The following is a 17,683-nucleotide window of genomic DNA, read 5'->3' as shown; positions in this document are numbered from 1 at the left end:
CATGGGCAACCGCTGCGCGGTGATCGGGGTCGGGCAGACGCACTACACCACCAAGCGCAGGGACGTCTCCATCGCGGGCCTGGTCCGCGAGGCGGCGCTGCGGGCCCTGGAGGACGCCGGGCTGACGTTCAAGGACATCGACGCCGTCGTGGTCGGCAAGGCGCCCGACCTGTTCGAGGGCGTGATGATGCCCGAGGCGTACCTCGCCGACGCGCTCGGCGCGGCGGGCAAGCCGATGATGCGGGTGCACACCGCGGGCAGCGTCGGCGGCTCGACGGCGCTGGTCGGCGCGAGCCTGATCCAGGGCGGCGTGCACGAGCGGGTGCTCGTGGTGGCCTTCGAGAAGCAGTCGGAGTCCAACGCCACCTGGGCGCTGTCCACGCACCTGCCCTTCAGCGCGTCGCTCGTGGTCGGCGCGGGCGGCTACTTCGCGCCGCACATCCGCGAGTACATGCGCAGGTCCGGCGCGCCCGGCCACATCGGCACGCTGGTCGCCGTCAAGGATCGGCTCAACGCCCTGAAGAACCCCTACGCCCACCTCAGGATCCCCGGCATCGACCAGAAGATGGTCGAGTCCACGCCGATGCTCTGGGAGCCGATCCGCTACCTGGAGACCTGCCCGTCCAGCGACGGCGCGTGCGCGATGGTCCTGGCCGCCGAGCACAAGGTCACCGGCACCCCCGCCTGGGTGCACGGCACCGCCATGCGCTCGGAGCCCATCTTCCGGGCCGGCCGCGACACCGTCAGCCCCCAGGGCGGCAAGGACTGCGCCGCCGACGTCTACCGCCAGGCCGGCGTCACCGACCCGCGCCGCGAGATCGACGTGGCCGAGGTGTACGTGCCCTTCTCCTGGTACGAGCCGATGTGGCTGGAGAACCTGGGATTCGCGGCGGAGGGCGAGGGCTGGAAGCTGACCGAGTCCGGCGCCACGGCCCTCGACGGCGACATCCCGTGGAACGCCTCCGGCGGCGTGCTGTCCAGCAACCCGATCGGGGCCTCGGGGCTGATCAGGTTCGCCGAGGCCGCGCTCCAGGTGCGCGGCCAGGCCGGCGAGCACCAGGTGGACGGCGCCCGCACGGCGCTCGGCCACGCCTACGGCGGCGGAGCCCAGTTCTTCGCGATGTGGATCGTCGGACGGGAGAGACCCTGATGGAGTTCAACCACGCGGACCTGTTCGAAGCACTCGCCGACGTGATCGGGGACCGCACCGCCGTCATCTGCGGCGACCGGCGGCGCACCTACGCGGAGCTGGACGCCGAGGCCAACCGGCTCGCCCATTACCTCGCCGGCCTGGGCGTGCGGCCGGGCCAGCACGTCGGGCTGCATCTGTACAACGGCGTGGAGTACCTGGCCGGGCTGCTGGCCGCGCTCAAGATCCGGGCCGTGCCGATCAACGTCAACTACCGGTACGTCGAGGCCGAGCTGCTCTACCTCTACCAGGACGCCGACCTGCGCGCGCTGGTCTACGACGTCGAGTTCGACCCCCGCGTGGCCGCCGTCGCGCACCAGGCGCCGCTGCTGGAGCACCTGATCGCGGTCGGCGGCGAGTCGTCGATCGCCTCGGCGGTGCCGTACGAGGCGGCGCTGGAGCGCGGCAGGCCGGAACGCGGCTTCGCCCCGCGCACCGGCCAGGACGTCTACATCATCTACACCGGCGGCACCACCGGCATGCCGAAGGGCGCGATGTGGCACGTCGAGGACCTGTTCATGGCCTTCGGCGGCGGCAACCCGTACGGCGACCCGCGCACCACCCCGCAGGAGGTCATCGACGAGGCCGTCAAGGCCACGCCCATGATCATGATGGCCACCTCGCCGCTCATGCACGGCGCCGCGCAGATGGCCACCTTCATCAGCTGGTGGGCGGGCGGGACGATGGTGCTCGTCCCCAAGTTCGACGCGGGCGAGGTGTGGCGGGCGGTCGAGCGTGAGCGCGTGCTGACCATGAGCATCACGGGTGACGCCATGGCCAGGCCGCTGGCCGAGGCGCTGGAGACGGGCGCGTACGACCTGTCGTCGTTGTTCGTCGTCAGCTCGACCGGCGCGATCCTGAGCGGCGCGGTCCGCGACCGGCTCCAGGGCCTGCTGCCCGACGTCATGATCGTGGACAGCTTCGGCTCGACGGAGTCCGGCTACACCGCCTCCGCGCTGCCCGGCTCCACGCCCGAGACCGGGCTGCGCTACCAGCCCAACCCGTCGGCCAGGATCAGCGTCCTGGACGAGCGGGGACGTCCCGTTCCGCCGGGTTCGGGGCAGATGGGGACGGTGGCCAGGTCCGGGCGGGTGGCGTTCGGCTACTACAACGACCCGGACAAGTCGGCGCGCACGTTCGTCACCGACCCCGACGGCACCCGCTGGCTGCTCACCGGCGACCTGGCGACCGTGGACGCCGACGGCACCGTGCACGTGTTCGGCCGCGGCTCGCAGTGCATCAACACCGGCGGGGAGAAGGTGTTCCCCGAGGAGGTCGAGGCCGTGCTCAAGGGCCATCCGGCGGTGTTCGACGCGGTGGTGACCGGCGTGCCGGACGACCGGTGGGGGAGCCGGGTGGCGGCGGTGGTCGAGCCGCGTCCCGGCGTCGAGGTGACCGCCGCCGAGCTGGACGTTCACTGCCGGGCGTCGTTGTCGGGGTACAAGGTGCCGCGTTCGTACGCGTTCGTGAAGGAGATGGTCCGCTCGCCCGCCGGCAAGGCCGACTACCGCTGGGCCAGGCAAACCGCCGAGGCCGCCACCCCCTGACCACTCCCGACTCACCGCCTGACCGGGGCCCGCCTTCCCCCTGGCCTGGCCCCCTCCGCGCAGGCCGCGCCCGCCCTCCTGGCCCGGCGCCCTTGTCAGGGGCTCGCCTTGCTCCTGGCTCGGCGTCGTCGCTCGTGGGCTCAGGCCGCGCGGCGGGCTAGGTCGTGCGTAGTTCGGCCTCCACCTGGGCCGCCTCCTCGCGCCTGCCGGACTTCTCCAGCAGCCGCAGCCGGCCGCGCAGCACGTCGCGCAGCAGCTCGGTGAGTTCGCCGTTCCCGCCGTTCGGGCCGTTCGCGGTGGTGCCGCCGGCGGTCAGGAGGCCGCGCAGCAGGCCGTGCGCGACCCGGAGCGCGGTGTCGGCCGCGTCGTCCCTGCCCAGCTCCTGCTGGCAGAAGCCGAGCCGGGCGTGGGCGACGGCGGCGGCCGGCTCGTCGTCGATCACCTGGGCGCCGCGATGGAAGACCAGGCTGGCCTCCAGCGCCCGGCCCGACTCCATCAGCGCGTCGCCCAGCATGAGCAGGGCGCGGGACAGGATGCCGCCGAGCAGGGGGTTCGCGGGGGCATGGCGTTCGAGCACGGCGACGGCCTCGCGCAGCGGCCCCACCGCCGCCGCCGGCTGCTCGCGCAGCCGGAGCGCGGCGGCCAGCGTCAGCCCCGCCCCCGCCCGGCTGACGTGCAGCGCCTCGGCGTTCATGCCCGTGGTCAGCAGCTCGTCGTAGATCGCGATGGCCTCGCGGGCCCGCTGCTCGGCCTCCGCCGCCGCGCCGGGGCGCAGCAGGGGCAGCAGCTCCGAGCTCTGCGCCAGCGAATCGGCCAGGATCGCCCGGTACGTCAGCTCGCCCGGCGACCGCCTGGCCAGCCGGATCAGCTCCTCGGCCAGCGCGCCCGCCTCCCGCGCCTCGCCCAGCATCATGTGGCACCTGACCAGGCGCTGGGTGGCCAGGGCATGCCTGAGCGTGCGCGGCGGCAGGCCGGTGACGGCGATCCTGGCGTACTCGGCGGCCTCCTCGGGACGCCCGGCGGCCAGCAGGTCGTCGGCGACCGTCCCGGCCACCTCGGCCGCCGCCGCGGGCCGGGCGAGCCGGACGTGCAGCCGCATGGCCTCCACCAAATGGGCCAGCGCCTCCTGCGTCCGGCCGGACGCGCGCAGCACCTGCCCGCGCACCTGGATCGCCTGCGCGCGCACGCCGAGCAGCCCGGCCTCGCCGCCCCGCGCCTCCGCGGCGCGTTCCTGCTCGGCCAGCGACCAGGTCACCGCCTCCAGCGCGGCCTGCGGACGGTCGAGGGCGGCCAGAGCAGCGCCGAGCTGGGCGTACGTGACGGCGGCGACGGCGGGCTCGTCCAGCTCGTCGCAGAGGTCGGCGGCGCGTTCCGAGTGGGCCAGCGCCTCCACCGGCCGACCGGCCTCCAACAGCCTGACCGCGTACCTGTTCAGCGTGTCGGCCAGCGCCCTCCCGTCCTCGGACAACAGGTCCACGGCCTGCTCAAGGACGGTCAGGTCGGCATCGCCGAGCGCGGCCAGCGCCAGGCCCAGGGAATGCCGGTGGCGGGCGTCGAACGCGGCCAGCCCCTTGAGGACGCGGACGGCCGGAGCCGCCGTCGCGCCGCCGAGCATGAGGCAGCGGCCGAACCGCTCGTGCAGCAGCGGGTTCTCGCTGACCGGGGCCTCGCGTTCCAACGCCTCGGCGAACGCCGTCAGCAGCGGTAGCAGCCTGGCGGCCGTCCTCGGGGTGGCCGCGCGCAGGTGGGCGGACAGCTCGTCCACGGCCGTGGTGAGCACGTCGGGGTGCGGAAGCGGACGTACCCGGAGGATCTGGGCGTACAGGTCGGTCCCGGCGGACGGGCCGTGGCCGGTCACGCGGAGCCGGGCCAGACGGGCCAGCGCTCGCACGTGCACGCCGGCCAGGTCCCGGGTGAGCGGGCCCTCCTCGGCCATCAGGGCGACGCCCTTGGCCAGTTCGGCGGCGGCGAGGTCGCGTTCGTCCAGGTCGGCGTGGCACAGGCCGCTGAGCTCCAGGCAGGTGGCGGTGAGCAGACGGGTGCGGTCGGGCGGCTCGGGCACGAGGATGTCCAGCGCGCGGGTGACCGATTGGAGCGCTCCTGCCACGTTCCCGGCGGCCAGCCGGAGGCCCGCGTGCAGACGCAGCGCCCCCGCGAGCACGACCGGGGACTCCAGCCGCTCGGCCACCAGCCCCTCGCACACCGCGACCAGCCGCTCCGCCTCGCCGTCGGCGACCTCCAGGCGGCCCGTGGCCTCCAGCGCCACGACCTCCAGGACGAGCAGCTTGGCCAGCTCCTGCTGCACCACGAAGCTGACCTCGGCCTGCGGCCCACACGCCTCGACAGCACCCCGCAGATACGGCACCGCCTCTGAATACCGCCCCAACCCCACCAGCGCACGCCCAACCGCCCCCACAACGGCCCCACCCACGACCGCCCCGCCTACCACCGTCCCGCCGACTCCAGCCCCGTCGGTACCCCCGCCGCCCACGCCCGAGCCGCCCACGCCCGAGCCGCCCACGCCCGAGCCGCCCACGCCCGAGCCGCCCACGCCCGAGCCGTCCACGCCCGAGTCGTCCAGTCGCGGGCTGTTCAGGCCCGCGCCACCTGCGCCGTTCGGGTCATTCCCGTCGCCGGGGGCGTCCGGTGTCGCGTGGCGTCGCAGCAGGTCGGCGGCCTGGGTGGCGAGGAGGAGGCCGTCGCGGGCGCGTCCGGTTTCGGCCCAGGCGCGTGCCAGCGCTGCCTGGGCGGCGGTGTACGCCTGCACCCGCGCGGCTTGCGGCCCGTCCCGGGTCTGCGGCCCGTCCGCGGCCCGTGGCCTGTCCGCGGTTTGCGGACCGTTCGCGGGCGGCGGTCCGGCGGGGACTTGCGGGTCTTCCACGACCCCGGGGCTGCGCATGACCTGTGGGCCTTCCAAGACCCCAGGGTCGCCCATGACCGGTGGGCCTTGCAGGACCGCAGGGCCGTTGGCGAATGCGGGGCTGTCCGTGGGTTCCAGGGCGGCGCGGCGTTCGAGCAGGGTTCGTTCGGCTCTGGCCACGTCGGGTGGCGGGGTGATCAGGGTGGTCATCCAGGGCTGTTCGGGTTCTCCGGCCGCGGCGGCGGTGGGGTCGGTCGTCGACTCCTGCCAGGCTCGGATCTCCTCACGATGTCGCTGGTAGGACGCGTCTTCGGTGCTCAGAGTGTCGTACAGAGCGGCCGCTGCCTCCGCATGGGCCCGGGCGTCGGCAGGGCGGTCGAGTTCGGCCAGGCAGAGGGCGAGCAGGTGTCCGGAGCGGGCCCTGACGGCCTTGTGCCGCTCGTCCAGTTCGGAGGCGAGGATCGAGGCGTCCTGGAGCGGGTCGAGCGCGTCGCGGGGACGCGCGTCGGTCAGCAGCAGTTCGCCCAGGTCGAGGAGCTGGACGGTCAGGGCCGGGCGGTGCTCGTCGGGTTCGAGCGCGACCAGCGAGCGCAGGTTCCGCACCGCCTCGGCGGCGAACCGCTCGGCCTGGTCCAGGTCGTCCAGCTCGCGGTGCAGCCCGGCCAGCAGGCCCGCGGCCTCGGCCAGCATCAGCCGCAGGCCCGGTTCCTCGTCCGCCAGGCCGCGCAGCCGTACGACGGCCTCCGCGGCGGGTGCGACGGCTTCGGCCGCCCTGCCATGCTCACCGAGCCACCCGGCCAGCAGGCACAACCGCTGAGCCAGATCCCTGTCGGTCGGCGCCGCGCCCGCCACGGCGGCGGTGACCGCCACGGTGAGACAGGCGGCCAACCCGGGCAACGCCCCCGGCTCGGGACCGGGAAAGGCGAATGGCGGGACAGGCGCGGGCACCCGCCTGACGACGCCCGGCATGACGGGCGGTCCGGTGACTGGCGTGGTGGCCGGTCTGGTGGCGTGGGACGAAGGGGGCTGTCCGGCGTCAGGCATGGCGGTCGGTCTGGTGACGCCGGGCATGGTGGGCGGGCCGTCGTCGGGGGTCTGTTCGGGGCTGGGTGACGGGGATCGTGCGGCGGTGGGCGCGGGGGGCTTGGGCAGGGGAGCGAGGGTGGGGCTTGTGGGGGAGGTGTGGGCTGTGAGGATGTCGGTCAGGGCCGTGGCGGCCTCGCCGGCACCGCCCGCCGCCGCGAACGCCTCCACCGCCTCGGCCGTCCGTCCCGAGTCCAGCAGCGCGCACGCCAGGTTGTGGTACGCCTGCCCGGCCCGTCCCGCGTACCGGGGGTCGTCCTCGGACAGGATGCGGAACCGGGTCGCCGCCTCCTGGGCGGGCCTGAGCGCGCTGCCGGACTCGCCCGCGAGCAGCAGGCACGCCCCCAGGACGAACAGCGCCTCCGCCTGACCGGCCGCCTCCTCGTACGGGGGAGCGGCCGCGAAGATCTCCACGGCCTCGGCGGCGGCCACCACCGCCTCACCCACCCGGCCCACGGCCGACAACCGGGACGACAGCCGGGCCAGCGCCCCCGCCAGCGCGGTCCGCCTGCCGCCTGCACGGAAATGCCGTACGGCCAGCTCGGCCAGCGTCACCTCAAGGGCCCGCAACCCGAGCGGCGGCCCAGCAATGGACGAACCCCATGAATCCGCTCGGGAATCCACCTGCGCATCCGCCTGCGGTTCGAAGGGCAGCGCCGCCACCGCCGCGGTCGTCGCCCGGTCGGCCGGCAGTTGCGTGAGCGCGGCGTTCAGCAGGTCGCCGAGCCGGGTGGCCGGGTTCGCCGCCGCCTCCGCGACCAGCGCCCCGATCCTGGACGTCACCAGCGAACGCAGCGCCCGCCCCACCTCCGCCCGCTCCGTGCCCAGGCGGAGCACGTCGAGCAGGCGTGCCAGGTGCCCGGCCGTCCGTCGCTCGTGGTCGTGCACGGCCAGGACCAGCGCGTCCAGGCCCTCGGTCTCGGCGAGCGCCTGTTCGGCCACCAGGTCCGGCCCGAGCGGGCAGAGCCGGTCCACGCCGGGGAAGACGCGTCCCAGCCAGTCGGCGACGACCGCCGCGGCCTGCGGATCGCCGTGCAGGGCGGGCACGGCCGACAGCAGGCCAGGGAGCTCGGCGGGGGTGGGGGCGGTGAGCGTGAGCAGGGCGACGGACTGCCGGGCGGTGGTCTCGTCCACCTGGGCGCGGCCGGCGGGCCAGACGGTGGCCCACTGGTCGCGTTCGCGGTCGAGGAAGCGGCTCAGCAGCTCCTCGCCGACGGTCACCACCGCGCGCGTCCGGGTTCCGCTCCGGCCGCCGGGACGGAAGGCGTTCCAGGACGTCCCGGGGCGGGGCTCGGGCGCCGTCCGGTAGGGCGGGGCGCCGATCCCGCCGCCGGGCAGGGCGTCCGGGACGGTGGGCGCGGGCAGGACCTCCGTCTCGCCGCCGCGCAGCCGCAGCAGAGCCGCCAGGTGGACGCGGAGCGGCAGGCCGTACTCGGGGTCGTCCAGACGTGGGGGCGTGGGCAGCGCGGCCCGGCTCGGCGCGAACGCCTTCATCGCCGTGAACGCATGCTCGGTGCGCTCGTTCAGGGTGAGCGGGTGCTGGTTGAGCTGCACGGTCGTGGTGTTGAGCCGGCGCAGCCAGCCGCCCGCCGCCGTGTCCAGCCGCCGCCACCACTCCGCCTCGCCGGGCTCGCGGGCCAGCAGCAACACCCGTACGCGGGGGTTGTGCCCGTGCTTGGCCAGCCGCCGTACCAGCTCGCCCACCAGCGGAGCGGACGGCTCCGGCGACTCCACGACCACCAGCGAAGGCCGCACCGCCTCCAAGGACACCGTCGCGCGCCCGGACAGGGCGGCGAGCGCGGCGTCCAGGGCCAGGAAACCGGCGTCCCAGCCCGCTTCCCGCAGTTCCTCGCACAGCTCCCCGGCCAGCCGGGTACGGCCCGTGCCGCTCCGCCCGGTGACCACCGCGACCGACAACGCGGCGGGCTCCCCGGCCCAGGCCCGCAGGGCGGCGAGCTGCCCGTCCCGCCCCGAGTACGGCACCACGGCGTGCCGCGGCAGCAGCAGCCGCCAGTCCGGGCAGTCGGACGGCAACGGCTCCCGCGCCGGGAGCAGCAGCCCGGACAGGACCACCCGCCCGTCACCGGCGGAAACCCTCTCCAAGGGGCCCGGCGCGGCCCCGGTCAGCTCGCGGAACCGGTCGTCGCGCAGCAGCACGCCCACGGGCACCGCGTCGAGCCGCCCCCGGGCGTGCCCGGCGGCCGAGGCCGTGACGACGGCGGTGACCTGGCCGGCGGGCTCGGCCAGCAGCGCGGCGCCGGTCAGGCCCGCCCACACCTCCATGGGAGGCGGCGGGCCGGGTACGTCCATGCTGAGCGTCCGCGACGCCGGGCCCGTGGGGGCGGCGGCGGTTCCGGACAGCACCCGGACGTCCCTGAACCCCGACCGCCGCCGCGCCTGCGGGAACCCCATGGCCAGGCACGGCACCCGTTCCCCGGACAGGGCGGCCCACCGAAGGTGTCCGATGCCGGGCACGTCGGCCCAGGGCGGTCCGGGCACCCGCAGCAGCACCGCGCCGTGCCCGCGCCAGACCTGCTCGGCCGCCGCCCACCGGGACGACCACGGCGGGCGCACCTGGCAGGGCGCGCCGGGGTCCACCACGAGGGACGCGGTCAGCACGAGGTCCGTGCCGATCACATGGCCGGTCCCGGTCACGCCGACCACGTCGTCGTGACCCGAGTAGACCTCGACGACTCGTTCGAGGCCGAGGCGGTGCGGTGGCGCGTCCATGGGTCCGCCTAGCTGCTACGTCCCGGCTTTTCGTCCCCCGATCGATCTCACTATCGCATTAAGAGCGGGAAATTTCGCGGCTTGTCATGCCTTCTCGGTTGTGAGCCATGCGGCCAGCCCGAGGTAGACCAGGCCGCTGCCCACGTCGAGCCGCCGCCGCGCCCGTACGGACCCGCGCAGCCGTCCGGCCAGCGTGGACGACAGCAGCGCGTACATGCCGTCGCTGACCATCCCCAGCACCAGCCACAACCCGCCGAGCATCAGGATCTGCGGCCCCACCGGCCCCGCCGCCGGGACGGTGAACAGCGGCAGGAAGGTCAGGAAGAACAAGGCCGTCTTCGGGTTGAGCACGTTGACCACGAACCCCTCCCAGAACAGCCGCCGCCTGGACTGCACCTGCAGCTCGACGACCTCCTCGGACTCCCCGCCGCGCTTCATCAGCTTGCGCAGGCCGAGCCAGAGCAGGTACGCCACGCCCACGTACTTGACGACCGTGAACGCGGTCGCCGAGGCCGCGATCAGCGCGCTGAGGCCGAGGGCCGCCGCGCCGATGTGGACCAGCGAGCCGGCGTGCACGCCCAGCACCGAGACGAACCCGGCGGACCGGCCCTGGGAGACGCTGCGGGTGACGATGTAGAGCACCGCGGGGCCGGGGACCACGAGCAGTCCCAGCGTGGCCGCGCAGAACAGCGCGATATGCGTGATGTCCGGCATGTGCTCATCGTAAGGACGCCGTCAACGGCTTTCCCCGGCGGGCGGCAGGCTTGCGCCGAGCGCTTCGAGCAGGGCGCCGGTGGCCGGCGGGTGCGGCGGGTCGCCGTAGACGGCGGCGTAGACGTGCCTGGTGGAGCCGGGCACCTGGGCCGCCGCGACGTCGGGGTTGCGGTGGGCGGTGAGCGCCAGGCCGGGCAGGACGGTCAGGCCCATGCCGGCCGCCACGAGCGCCTGCACGGCCACGATGTCGTCGCTGGTGAAGGAGATGCGCGGCTCGAACCCGGCCTTGGCGCAGATGTCGAGCAGGTGGCTGCGGCAGCGGTCGCAGCCGGCGATCCAGGGGGAGTCGGCGTGGTCGGCCAGCTCGCCGCCCGGCTCGGGGGAGACCAGGTAGCTGGGGTCGTCGAGGAGGTGGATCAGGTGCAGGCCGGCGTCCTCGGGGGCGGTGTCGTCGTACCGGAACATGACGGCGACGTCGACGCGGCCGGCGCGCAGCAGCCTGAGGGCCTCGGGCGGCTCGGTCTCGGTGAGCTCCAGCCGCAGCCCGGGATGGGCGGCCGCCAGGCGGCGGACGGCGGACGGGATGAACGTGCCGAGCGCCGACGGGAAGGCGGCCAGCCGCACGCGGCCCTCGCGCAGGCCCACGTGGGCGGCCAGTTCCTCGGCCGTGGCGTCGATCCGGCCGATGATGTCAGCCGCGCGGTCGGCCAGCAGCCGGCCCGCCTCGGTCAGCCGGATGCCGCGCCCCACCCGCTGGACGAGCTTGGCGCCGGTCTCGGCCTCCAGCCGGGCCAGGTGGTGGCTGATGGACGGCTGGGAATAGTGGAGCTCCTTGGCGGCCGCGGTGAGCGACCCCTTGCGGGCCACCGCGACGAGGACGCGGAGCCGGGCGACGTCGAGCATTCATCAATCGTATCTATCAATAGGCCAGAAGACTTCTGTTGGACCTATCGATCGCCATGAGCCACCGTAGAGAGGGAGGACAAATTGCCACATTTACCTAGGAGGACACCGTGAACATGGTCGCGACCACCACCAGGCCAGGGCTCGACGTTCTGGTGTCCGGCATCTCCGAGATCGTGGCCAGGAAGCTCGGCGCCCGCGAGACTGCGTTCGCCGTCGCCGACCTGCTGCGCGACCGGCTGCCCGGCATGGACATCCTCACGCCCGAGGAGCGCCTCGGCACCCCCGACCGCTACGCCTCCCACCTGCTGCACGCCCAGGACGAGTTCTCGATCGTGGCCGTCGTGTGGCGTCCCGGCCAGTACACGGTCATCCACGACCACGTGTCGTGGTGCACGTTCGGCATCCTCAGCGGCGTCGAGCACGAGACGCTCTACCGCGACATGGGCGACCACCTGCTGGAGATCGGACGCGCCGACAACCGGCCGGGCGAGGTCAGCGGCTTCGCCCCGCCCGGCGACATCCACATGGTGCTCAACACCAGCGACGAGGTCGGGGTGTCGCTGCACGTGTACGGCGCCGACGTCGGCAAGCTGGGCAGCAGCGTGCGCCGCGTCTACGAGCTGCCGGTGCGCTGAGCCCGCCTCACCTGATGCGGCCGTGGAGCAGCTCGACCAGGGTCTGGTGGGTCTGCTCGATCGGCCGCTCGGGGTAGAGGGCGCGGCGTTCGATGGCGACCGTCAGGACCATGCCGAACAGGGCGGTCGCCGCCGTCTCCACGTCGAGGTCGGGACGGATCTCACCGCTCGCGGCCGCCCTGCGCAGCACGCCCGCGTACACGCCGAGCGCGCTCTCGCGCAGCCGCGCCACCGCCTCCTGCCAGGCGGTGCGCCACATCTCGGCCAGCAACACCCGGGCGAACGGGCCGTGTTCCTCGAAGAAGCGCAGCTGGCCGAGCACCACCGAGTCGAGGGCGGCCACGCCGCTCTCGCCGGTGTCGGCGGCGGCCAGCGCGCCCGCCAGCCGCTCGATCGAGTGCTCCAGCAGCGCGGAGAACAGGCCCTCCTTGCTGCCGAAGTTGTAGAACACGGTGCCCTTGGCCACCCCGGCGCGCTCGGCGATCGCGTCGACCGTGGTGGCCGCGTAGCCCTGCTCGGCGATCAGCTCGACCGCCGCCGTGAACACCTTCGCCCGGGTGTCCTGCCTGCTCACAGCGACAGCTCGGGGTGCAGGCGCTTCATGGACCAGACGCGGCCCCGCTCCACCGCGAGGGTGGTCAGCGCGAGCCCGAGCACGAGGAATGCGGACAGCACGCCGCAAGCCTGCCACACCACGGTCAGATCGCCGCCACTGATCAGCCTGCGCAGCGCCGAGACGACCCAGCTCATCGGCAACCACGGCGAGATCGTCTGGAAGAACCCGGGCGAGGTCTCGATCGGGTACGTCCCCGCCGCCGAGGTGAGCTGGAGCATCAGCAGCGCCAGCCCCACCACCCGGCCGGGCGGCCCGAGCAGCGCGTTGACCGCCTGCACCACCGCCAGGAACGCGGCCCCCGCCAGCAGCAGCAGCCCGATCACCCCGAGCCAGTGGGCCGCCTCCAGGCCGAGCGCGAACCGCAGCACCGCCGCCAGCACGCCGACCTGGGCCGCGCCCAGCGCCACCGCGGGCAGCCAGCCGGCCAGCGCGATGCGCACCGCGCCCTGGGTCCCGGCCAGCCGCCGCTGGTTCAGCGGCTTGAGCACCATGAAGGTGATCATCGCGCCCACCCACAGCGCCAGCGGAAGGAAGAACGGCGCGAAGCCGGTGCCGTAGTTGGGGACCTCGTTGTCGACCGTCTTGGCCAGCCGCACCGGGTCGCTCATCACGTCGGCGCGGGCGGCCCGCTGCTGGGCGTCGTAGTCGGGGATCTTCTCCGCGCCTTCGCCGAGCCCGCCCGCCAGGTCCTTCGAGCCCTTGGCGAGCTGGTCCATGCCCTTGTCCACCTGGCCCGCGCCGTCGTGCAGCCGGCCGACCCCGGTGCGCAGGGTGCTCGCGCCGTCGCTGAGCTTGACCAGCCCGCCGCCGAGCTGCCCGAGGCCGCTGGTGACCTGGGCCGAGCCGTCGTGCAGCTTGGTCGCGCCCTGGTAGAGGGTGCCCGCGCCGGTGCCGGCCTTGGCCAGGCTCGCGTCCACGGTCGCCGCGCCCGCGGCCAGCTTGGCCAGGCCGTCGTCCAGGGCGTTCACCTGGGTCCTGACCTGGTCGACCTTGGGGCCGATCTGCGGGGCCACGGCCGCGATCTTCCTGGCGTTCCTGGCCAGCTCGCGGGCCTGGGCGGACAGGGCGGAGGCGCCGCCCGTGCCGCCGGTGCCCGCCGAGCCGGCCTGCTCGGCGGCGCGTTCGGCGGCGTTCGCCGCGCTGCGCAGCAGGGAGCGCACCTCAGGGTCGGCGTCCGCGCCGAGGCGGTCGAGCGCGGCCTGGGCCTGGGAGGCGGCCTCGCGGGCGCTGCCCGCCGCGCGGGTCGCGCCGGTGCCCGTGCCGGAGCCGTCCGCCAGCCGGTCGGCGGCGTCGGCCACCTGCTCGGCGGCGTCGGCGACCTTCGGGCCCCACTCGTTCAGCACCGGCACGTACTTGTCGGCGAGCTGGTTGACCGCGCGCGTCTGGGTGTGGACCTGGTCGGCTGCCTTCCGGGTGCCCTTCCGCAGCTCGGAGGTACCCTCGCTGCGGAGCTTGCGCAGGCCGTCGCGCAGCTCGCCGATGGCCTGCTGCGCCTTGCCGATGCCGCCGGTGACCTGGGCCGAGCCGTTCCGCAGCTTGCCGGTGGCGGTGTTGGCGCTGTTCAGGCCGACGGAGAGCTGCTGGGCGCCGTTCTCGGCGGTGCCGAGGCCGGAGTTGAGCCGGGAGACGCCGTCGCCGGCCTTGACCGCGCCGTCGTGCAGCTTGCCGGCGCCGTCGGCGGCCTCGGTGGTGGCGTCGTGGATGTCGCCGATCGAGACGAAGACCTTGTCGAAGTAGTCGTGGATGGCCGTGCGCTCGGCGGCGGCGCGCACCTCGTTGAAGACCGCGTCGGAGATGCTGCCCACGATGTAGCTGCGGCCGGTGTCCACGCGCAGGCCGAGCTGGGCGGGGGTGGGGGTCGTCGTGTCGTCGGACGGCGAGGCCAGGCGGGCGCTGAAGTCGGCGGGCACGGTGAGCGACAGGTAGTAGCTGCCGTCGGCGACCCCGTCGGCCGCCTGCCGGGGCGTGGCCTCGTGCCAGGCGAACGTCCGGCGTTCGCGCAGCTCGTCGGCCAGGTCCTGGCCCGCGTGCAGGGTCTTGCCGTCGACCGTGGCCGGGCGGTCCTCCATGACCAGCGCGACGGGGACCCGGTCGAGGTTGCCCTGGGGGTCCCAGAACGACCACAGGTACAGTCCGGCGTACAGCAGCGGCAGCACGATCACCGCCGCCAGCGCAGCCCGGGTCAACCGGGACCGCAGCATGCCCTTCATCACAGCTCCACGAGGTGGTCGTAGCGGGCGGGCGGGCGCACGCAGCTCGCGACCACGGCCGTGCCGAGGCCGGCGCCGAGGTCGCGCAGGAGGTCCCAGAGCTCCCGTACGCGGTCGTCGGGCAGGCCCGCGTCCACGTTGTCGGCGAGGATCACCGCGGGCTCGTCCAGCAGGGCCAGGGCGATGCCGAGGCGCACCTGCTGCTCGCGGTCCAGCTCGCTCACCGGCGTCGTGTCCGGCGCCGCGAGCCCCGCCCGCTTCAGGACTTCCTGGTACGGCTTGCGCCTGCGCTCGCGCAGGTGCTCCTTGACCGTCAGCGCTCTGTCGAGATCCGTCACGCCGTCGACCAGCGCGAGCGCCGCCGCCTTGCGGATGGCCCGCGGCCTGGTGTGCCCGGCGACGGAGAGCGTGCCCGTGGTCGGCTTCATCCGCCCGGCCAGCGTGAGCAGCAGGCTCGTCCGCCCGCTGCCCGCCGGTCCGGCGACCGCCGTGAGCGTCCCGGGGCCCGCCTTCAGCGAGACCGCCGGGTACACCCCCTCGATCGACAAGCCCTGCGCGACGATCACCACAACCCCATCTCTTGAACTGACTGGTCAGTACAAAAGATTACCTCGTGATGCGGTGCGTCACACTGTGAGATACGCCTCGAACCGCTCGGCCAGCTCCTTCGGCCGCGACAGCATGACCATGTGACTGCCCCCGATCTCGTCGGGCATGACACCGAGCCGTTCCCGGACCACCCGCCGCATGAACTCGGGCGGGAAGAACCGGTCGTCCCGGCAGAGCAGGAACCGCGTCGGCACGTCGGGCCACGCCGCGCCCGGCCACGGCTCGACGGACGACTTCTCCGCCTGCGGACGCCCCCGGGACAACTCCTCCTGCGCCAGCTCCTCCGGGACGTCGTGCATGTACTCGGCGATCGTGTCCAGGCCCTCGGCGCCTCGGTAACCGGTGTTGGCCCACCACTCGCCCGGCGGCTCGCCCGGCGCCGGGATCATGGCGGTGACCAGCACGAGCAGCTTGACGGGCAGGCGGTCGCAGACCAGCGGGGCGACGAAGCCGCCCCACGAGTGGGCCACCACGACCAGCTCGTCCGCCTCGCCGACGGCCCGCGCCACCGTGTCGGCGTAGTCGGCCAGGCCGGCCGACTCGTCCTCGATCGGCAGGTCGACGGCCACCGTGCGGTGGCCCCGGGCGCGCAGCTCGGCCTCGACCAGATGCCAGTCCCAGGCGGAGCTGCCGCCGCCGTGGATCAGCGCGAACGTCGCCATCCGCCTCACCTCCGCGCCGTCGTGCCGGAAACGCCCCGCGATGCCTCGCTCATGGTTGCTGCTCCCTCGTCGTGTCCCTGTTCCCGACGCAGTATGGCGAGCGGCTGCGACAGAAAAGTCTCGCAACTTTTATTGCGCAATTTTCCTTTCGCATCTAGCGTGAAGGCATGGCAAGCTCCGATCGGCCCCGCGTCCAGGACGTCGGCACGCTCAAGGCGCTGGCGCACCCCCTGCGCATGAAGCTGTACCGCGCGCTCAAGGTCGCCGAGCTCGCGACGGCCTCGCAGCTGGCCGAGCAGGTGGACGAGGCGGTCTCCCTGGTCAGTTACCACCTGCGCAAGCTGGCCTCGCACGGCCTCATCGAGGAGACGCAGGGCGGCCGGGGCGACGCCCGGGAGCGCTGGTGGCGGACGTCGGCGGAGAGCTTCTCCACCCGCAACTCCGACTTCCGCGACAGCCCCGAGGGCGTCGTGGTCCACCAGACCCTGTCCCGCCTGCACGCCCGCCAGCTGGCCGAGATGTACGACGGCTACCTCGACGCGCAGTGGGCCTGGAGCGAGGCCTGGCAGGACTCGTCCTTCGGGTCGGAGTTCCTGCTGTCGCTGACCGCGGAGGAGTTGCGCGCCCTCAGGCAGGAGATCGACGACGTGGTCGTGAAGTGGACGGCCCGCGGCAGGGCGGCCGGCGAGGCGGGGGACACCGAGGGCCGCGAGAACGTGGCCGTGCACCTGTACGGGTTCCCGTTCACGACGTGAGGAGAGAGCAGGATGAATCCCGACTTATACCTACTTGTCGAGCGAGTGCGCGGGCAGGAACTGCGCGCCGCCGCCGCCCGGACACCCCGTCGGACACCCCGGACGCACCCGGGGACGGTCGCCCGCGCCTGGGAACGGCGACTGGGCTGGGCCCTGGTGGAAACCGGCCTCCGCCTGGTCAGCCGCGGCACGACGAAGCAGACACGCCGCCTGGCGGACCACCACGCCTGACCCGCGCCGACCGGCCCGTGCCGCCTGACAAGCCGACCGGCGCTCTGTGCATCGCGCCGCCTGGCCCGCCGGGCGTCCTAAGCGGGAGCGGTCCCGTTCAACCCCTTCAGGACCGCGCGTTCGACCGGCGTCGGCGCGGTGCCGGTGAGGTCGAGCAGGCCGGTCGGCACCAGCGGCGGCTGGGCCATGAACCGCGGCACGCTGCCGCGATGCGGCTGGGCCGCGTGGATCAGGAACGGGTGGCACAGGAAGACGTCGCCGGGCGAGCCGGTGACGGTGACCTCCCGGCGCCCCTCGCTGAGCGGCACGGCCTCCCCGCACAGCGGGAACCATTCACGCCCTTCGTCCCCGGAATCGGCGAGCAGGGCGGGCACGTCCAGATGTGAGCCGACGCGTACCCGGGTGGGGGCGTCGTCGCGGCCGACCTCGGAGAACAGGAACAGCATGAGGAGGGCCCGGCCGCGCGAGCGCAGGTTCACCCGGTACTCGCCGGCGTCACCGGCGAAGCTCGCCTCCAGGTGCCAGCCGTCGTCGCCGGGCTCCTCGTCGCTGGGGAAACGCAGCGGGAAGGTGCCGATGCCCATGGGCGCGGTCCACCGCCCGGCGCCCACGAGCTGGTCGTAGGCCTCGTGCAGCGCCTGCGTGTTGGCCGCCGCGCGGAACGGCGGGGTCGCGATCCAGCCCAGCCGCACCACCGGCTGGGTCCAGCTCGACGGGTCGTCGGGGTCGCAGCCGCTGGCCGCCCACAGCTCGGCCCGGCACTGCTCGGCCGTCTCCCGGGGAACCGCGCCGGGCAGCCGGACGAACCCGTCCTCGACGAACGACTCGATCTGCTCGTCGGTCAACATGCGCAGCCCCTCCCGGCGGTTTCCGCGGAACGTCGTGCAGTCTGACGAACGGCGGCCAGGAGGGGCAACGCAATTTCCGGCCCGTGCC

12 protein-coding genes are annotated in these 17,683 nt (G+C 74.0%); 4 read left to right on the top strand and 8 right to left on the bottom strand.

Translation table 11 applies throughout. The features are described from left to right. The first annotated feature begins 1 nt into the window (after nt 1). Both AB0J46_RS02950 and AB0J46_RS02945 read left to right on the top strand, forming a co-directional pair. Complete coding sequence (locus tag AB0J46_RS02950; protein ID WP_352323091.1) at nt 2-1,150, top strand: thiolase domain-containing protein; 1,149 nt, start codon at nt 2-4, stop codon at nt 1,148-1,150. Next, entirely contained in the window at nt 1,150-2,736 is a 1,587-nt protein-coding gene (locus tag AB0J46_RS02945) for an acyl-CoA synthetase (protein ID WP_364325579.1), read from the top strand. The genes AB0J46_RS02950 and AB0J46_RS02945 overlap by 1 nt, the downstream gene beginning before the upstream one ends. 157 nt (nt 2,737-2,893) lie before the next feature. Here the strand turns inward: AB0J46_RS02945 and AB0J46_RS02940 are convergent, their stop codons facing one another. The 3 genes from AB0J46_RS02940 to AB0J46_RS02930 form a co-directional block, all read right to left on the bottom strand. Continuing rightward, nucleotides 2,894-9,409, bottom strand: a complete 6,516-nt coding sequence (locus AB0J46_RS02940) for a tetratricopeptide repeat protein (protein ID WP_364325576.1) — start codon at nt 9,407-9,409, stop codon at nt 2,894-2,896. Nucleotides 9,410-9,493: 84 nt separating this feature from the next. Then, complete coding sequence (locus AB0J46_RS02935; protein ID WP_364325574.1) at nt 9,494-10,123, bottom strand: LysE family translocator; 630 nt, start codon at nt 10,121-10,123, stop codon at nt 9,494-9,496. A 21-nt stretch (nt 10,124-10,144) separates the two neighbouring features. Next, complete coding sequence (locus AB0J46_RS02930; RefSeq protein WP_364325572.1) at nt 10,145-11,026, bottom strand: LysR family transcriptional regulator; 882 nt, start codon at nt 11,024-11,026, stop codon at nt 10,145-10,147. A 116-nt stretch (nt 11,027-11,142) separates the two neighbouring features. On the opposite strand from AB0J46_RS02930, the gene AB0J46_RS02925 reads away from it, so the two are divergent. Next, nucleotides 11,143-11,664 carry a cysteine dioxygenase family protein gene (locus tag AB0J46_RS02925; RefSeq protein ID WP_364326159.1) on the top strand — a complete coding sequence of 174 codons (522 nt, stop codon included), beginning with the start codon at nt 11,143-11,145 and terminating at the stop codon, nt 11,662-11,664. 7 nt (nt 11,665-11,671) lie between these two features. Here AB0J46_RS02925 and AB0J46_RS02920 read toward each other — a convergent pair whose 3' ends face one another. The 4 genes from AB0J46_RS02920 to AB0J46_RS02905 are packed head-to-tail and all read right to left on the bottom strand — an operon-like array spanning nt 11,672 to nt 15,761. After that, nucleotides 11,672-12,238 carry a TetR/AcrR family transcriptional regulator gene (locus tag AB0J46_RS02920; protein WP_364325569.1) on the bottom strand — a complete coding sequence of 189 codons (567 nt, stop codon included), beginning with the start codon at nt 12,236-12,238 and terminating at the stop codon, nt 11,672-11,674. After that, on the bottom strand, nt 12,235-14,490 hold the full coding sequence (locus tag AB0J46_RS02915; protein ID WP_364325566.1) for a YhgE/Pip domain-containing protein: 2,256 nt from the start codon (nt 14,488-14,490) through the stop codon (nt 12,235-12,237). The genes AB0J46_RS02920 and AB0J46_RS02915 overlap by 4 nt, the downstream gene beginning before the upstream one ends. Continuing rightward, nucleotides 14,490-15,056 (bottom strand): ATP-binding cassette domain-containing protein, encoded by a 567-nt coding sequence (locus tag AB0J46_RS02910; RefSeq protein WP_364325563.1) that lies wholly within the window; start codon nt 15,054-15,056, stop codon nt 14,490-14,492. Before AB0J46_RS02910 ends, AB0J46_RS02915 begins: the two co-directional genes overlap by 1 nt. Before the next feature lie 60 nt (nt 15,057-15,116). Next, nucleotides 15,117-15,761: an alpha/beta hydrolase gene (locus tag AB0J46_RS02905; RefSeq protein WP_364325560.1), complete on the bottom strand. Its 645-nt coding sequence runs from the start codon at nt 15,759-15,761 to the stop codon at nt 15,117-15,119. Between the two features lie 167 nt (nt 15,762-15,928). Between AB0J46_RS02905 and AB0J46_RS02900 the strand changes: the two genes are divergently transcribed. After that, nucleotides 15,929-16,516 (top strand): helix-turn-helix domain-containing protein, encoded by a 588-nt coding sequence (locus AB0J46_RS02900; protein ID WP_364325557.1) that lies wholly within the window; start codon nt 15,929-15,931, stop codon nt 16,514-16,516. A 308-nt stretch (nt 16,517-16,824) separates the two neighbouring features. Here AB0J46_RS02900 and AB0J46_RS02895 read toward each other — a convergent pair whose 3' ends face one another. Beyond that, nucleotides 16,825-17,595 (bottom strand): phytanoyl-CoA dioxygenase family protein, encoded by a 771-nt coding sequence (locus AB0J46_RS02895; RefSeq protein WP_364325554.1) that lies wholly within the window; start codon nt 17,593-17,595, stop codon nt 16,825-16,827. Between the last annotated feature and the right edge of the window lie 88 nt (nt 17,596-17,683).

The organism is Nonomuraea sp. NPDC049758, from assembly GCF_040674635.1.
In the GTDB taxonomy this organism is placed as follows: domain Bacteria; phylum Actinomycetota; class Actinomycetes; order Streptosporangiales; family Streptosporangiaceae; genus Nonomuraea.
This window is presented reverse-complemented; position numbering and strand designations above follow the sequence as displayed.

Excerpts from the sequence above, each read along its gene's own strand:
- AB0J46_RS02935 (WP_364325574.1), bottom strand. The coding sequence starts at position 10,123 with ATGCCGGACATCACGCATATCGCGCTGTTCTGCGCGGCCACGCTGGGA.
- AB0J46_RS02945 (WP_364325579.1), top strand. The coding sequence starts at position 1,150 with ATGGAGTTCAACCACGCGGACCTGTTCGAAGCACTCGCCGACGTGATC.
- AB0J46_RS02915 (WP_364325566.1), bottom strand. The coding sequence starts at position 14,490 with ATGAAGGGCATGCTGCGGTCCCGGTTGACCCGGGCTGCGCTGGCGGCG.
- AB0J46_RS02930 (WP_364325572.1), bottom strand. The coding sequence starts at position 11,026 with ATGCTCGACGTCGCCCGGCTCCGCGTCCTCGTCGCGGTGGCCCGCAAG.
- AB0J46_RS02940 (WP_364325576.1), bottom strand. The coding sequence starts at position 9,409 with ATGGACGCGCCACCGCACCGCCTCGGCCTCGAACGAGTCGTCGAGGTC.
- AB0J46_RS02905 (WP_364325560.1), bottom strand. The coding sequence starts at position 15,761 with ATGGCGACGTTCGCGCTGATCCACGGCGGCGGCAGCTCCGCCTGGGAC.
- AB0J46_RS02900 (WP_364325557.1), top strand. The coding sequence starts at position 15,929 with ATGGCAAGCTCCGATCGGCCCCGCGTCCAGGACGTCGGCACGCTCAAG.
- AB0J46_RS02895 (WP_364325554.1), bottom strand. The coding sequence starts at position 17,595 with ATGTTGACCGACGAGCAGATCGAGTCGTTCGTCGAGGACGGGTTCGTC.
- AB0J46_RS02925 (WP_364326159.1), top strand. The coding sequence starts at position 11,143 with ATGGTCGCGACCACCACCAGGCCAGGGCTCGACGTTCTGGTGTCCGGC.
- AB0J46_RS02950 (WP_352323091.1), top strand. The coding sequence starts at position 2 with ATGGGCAACCGCTGCGCGGTGATCGGGGTCGGGCAGACGCACTACACC.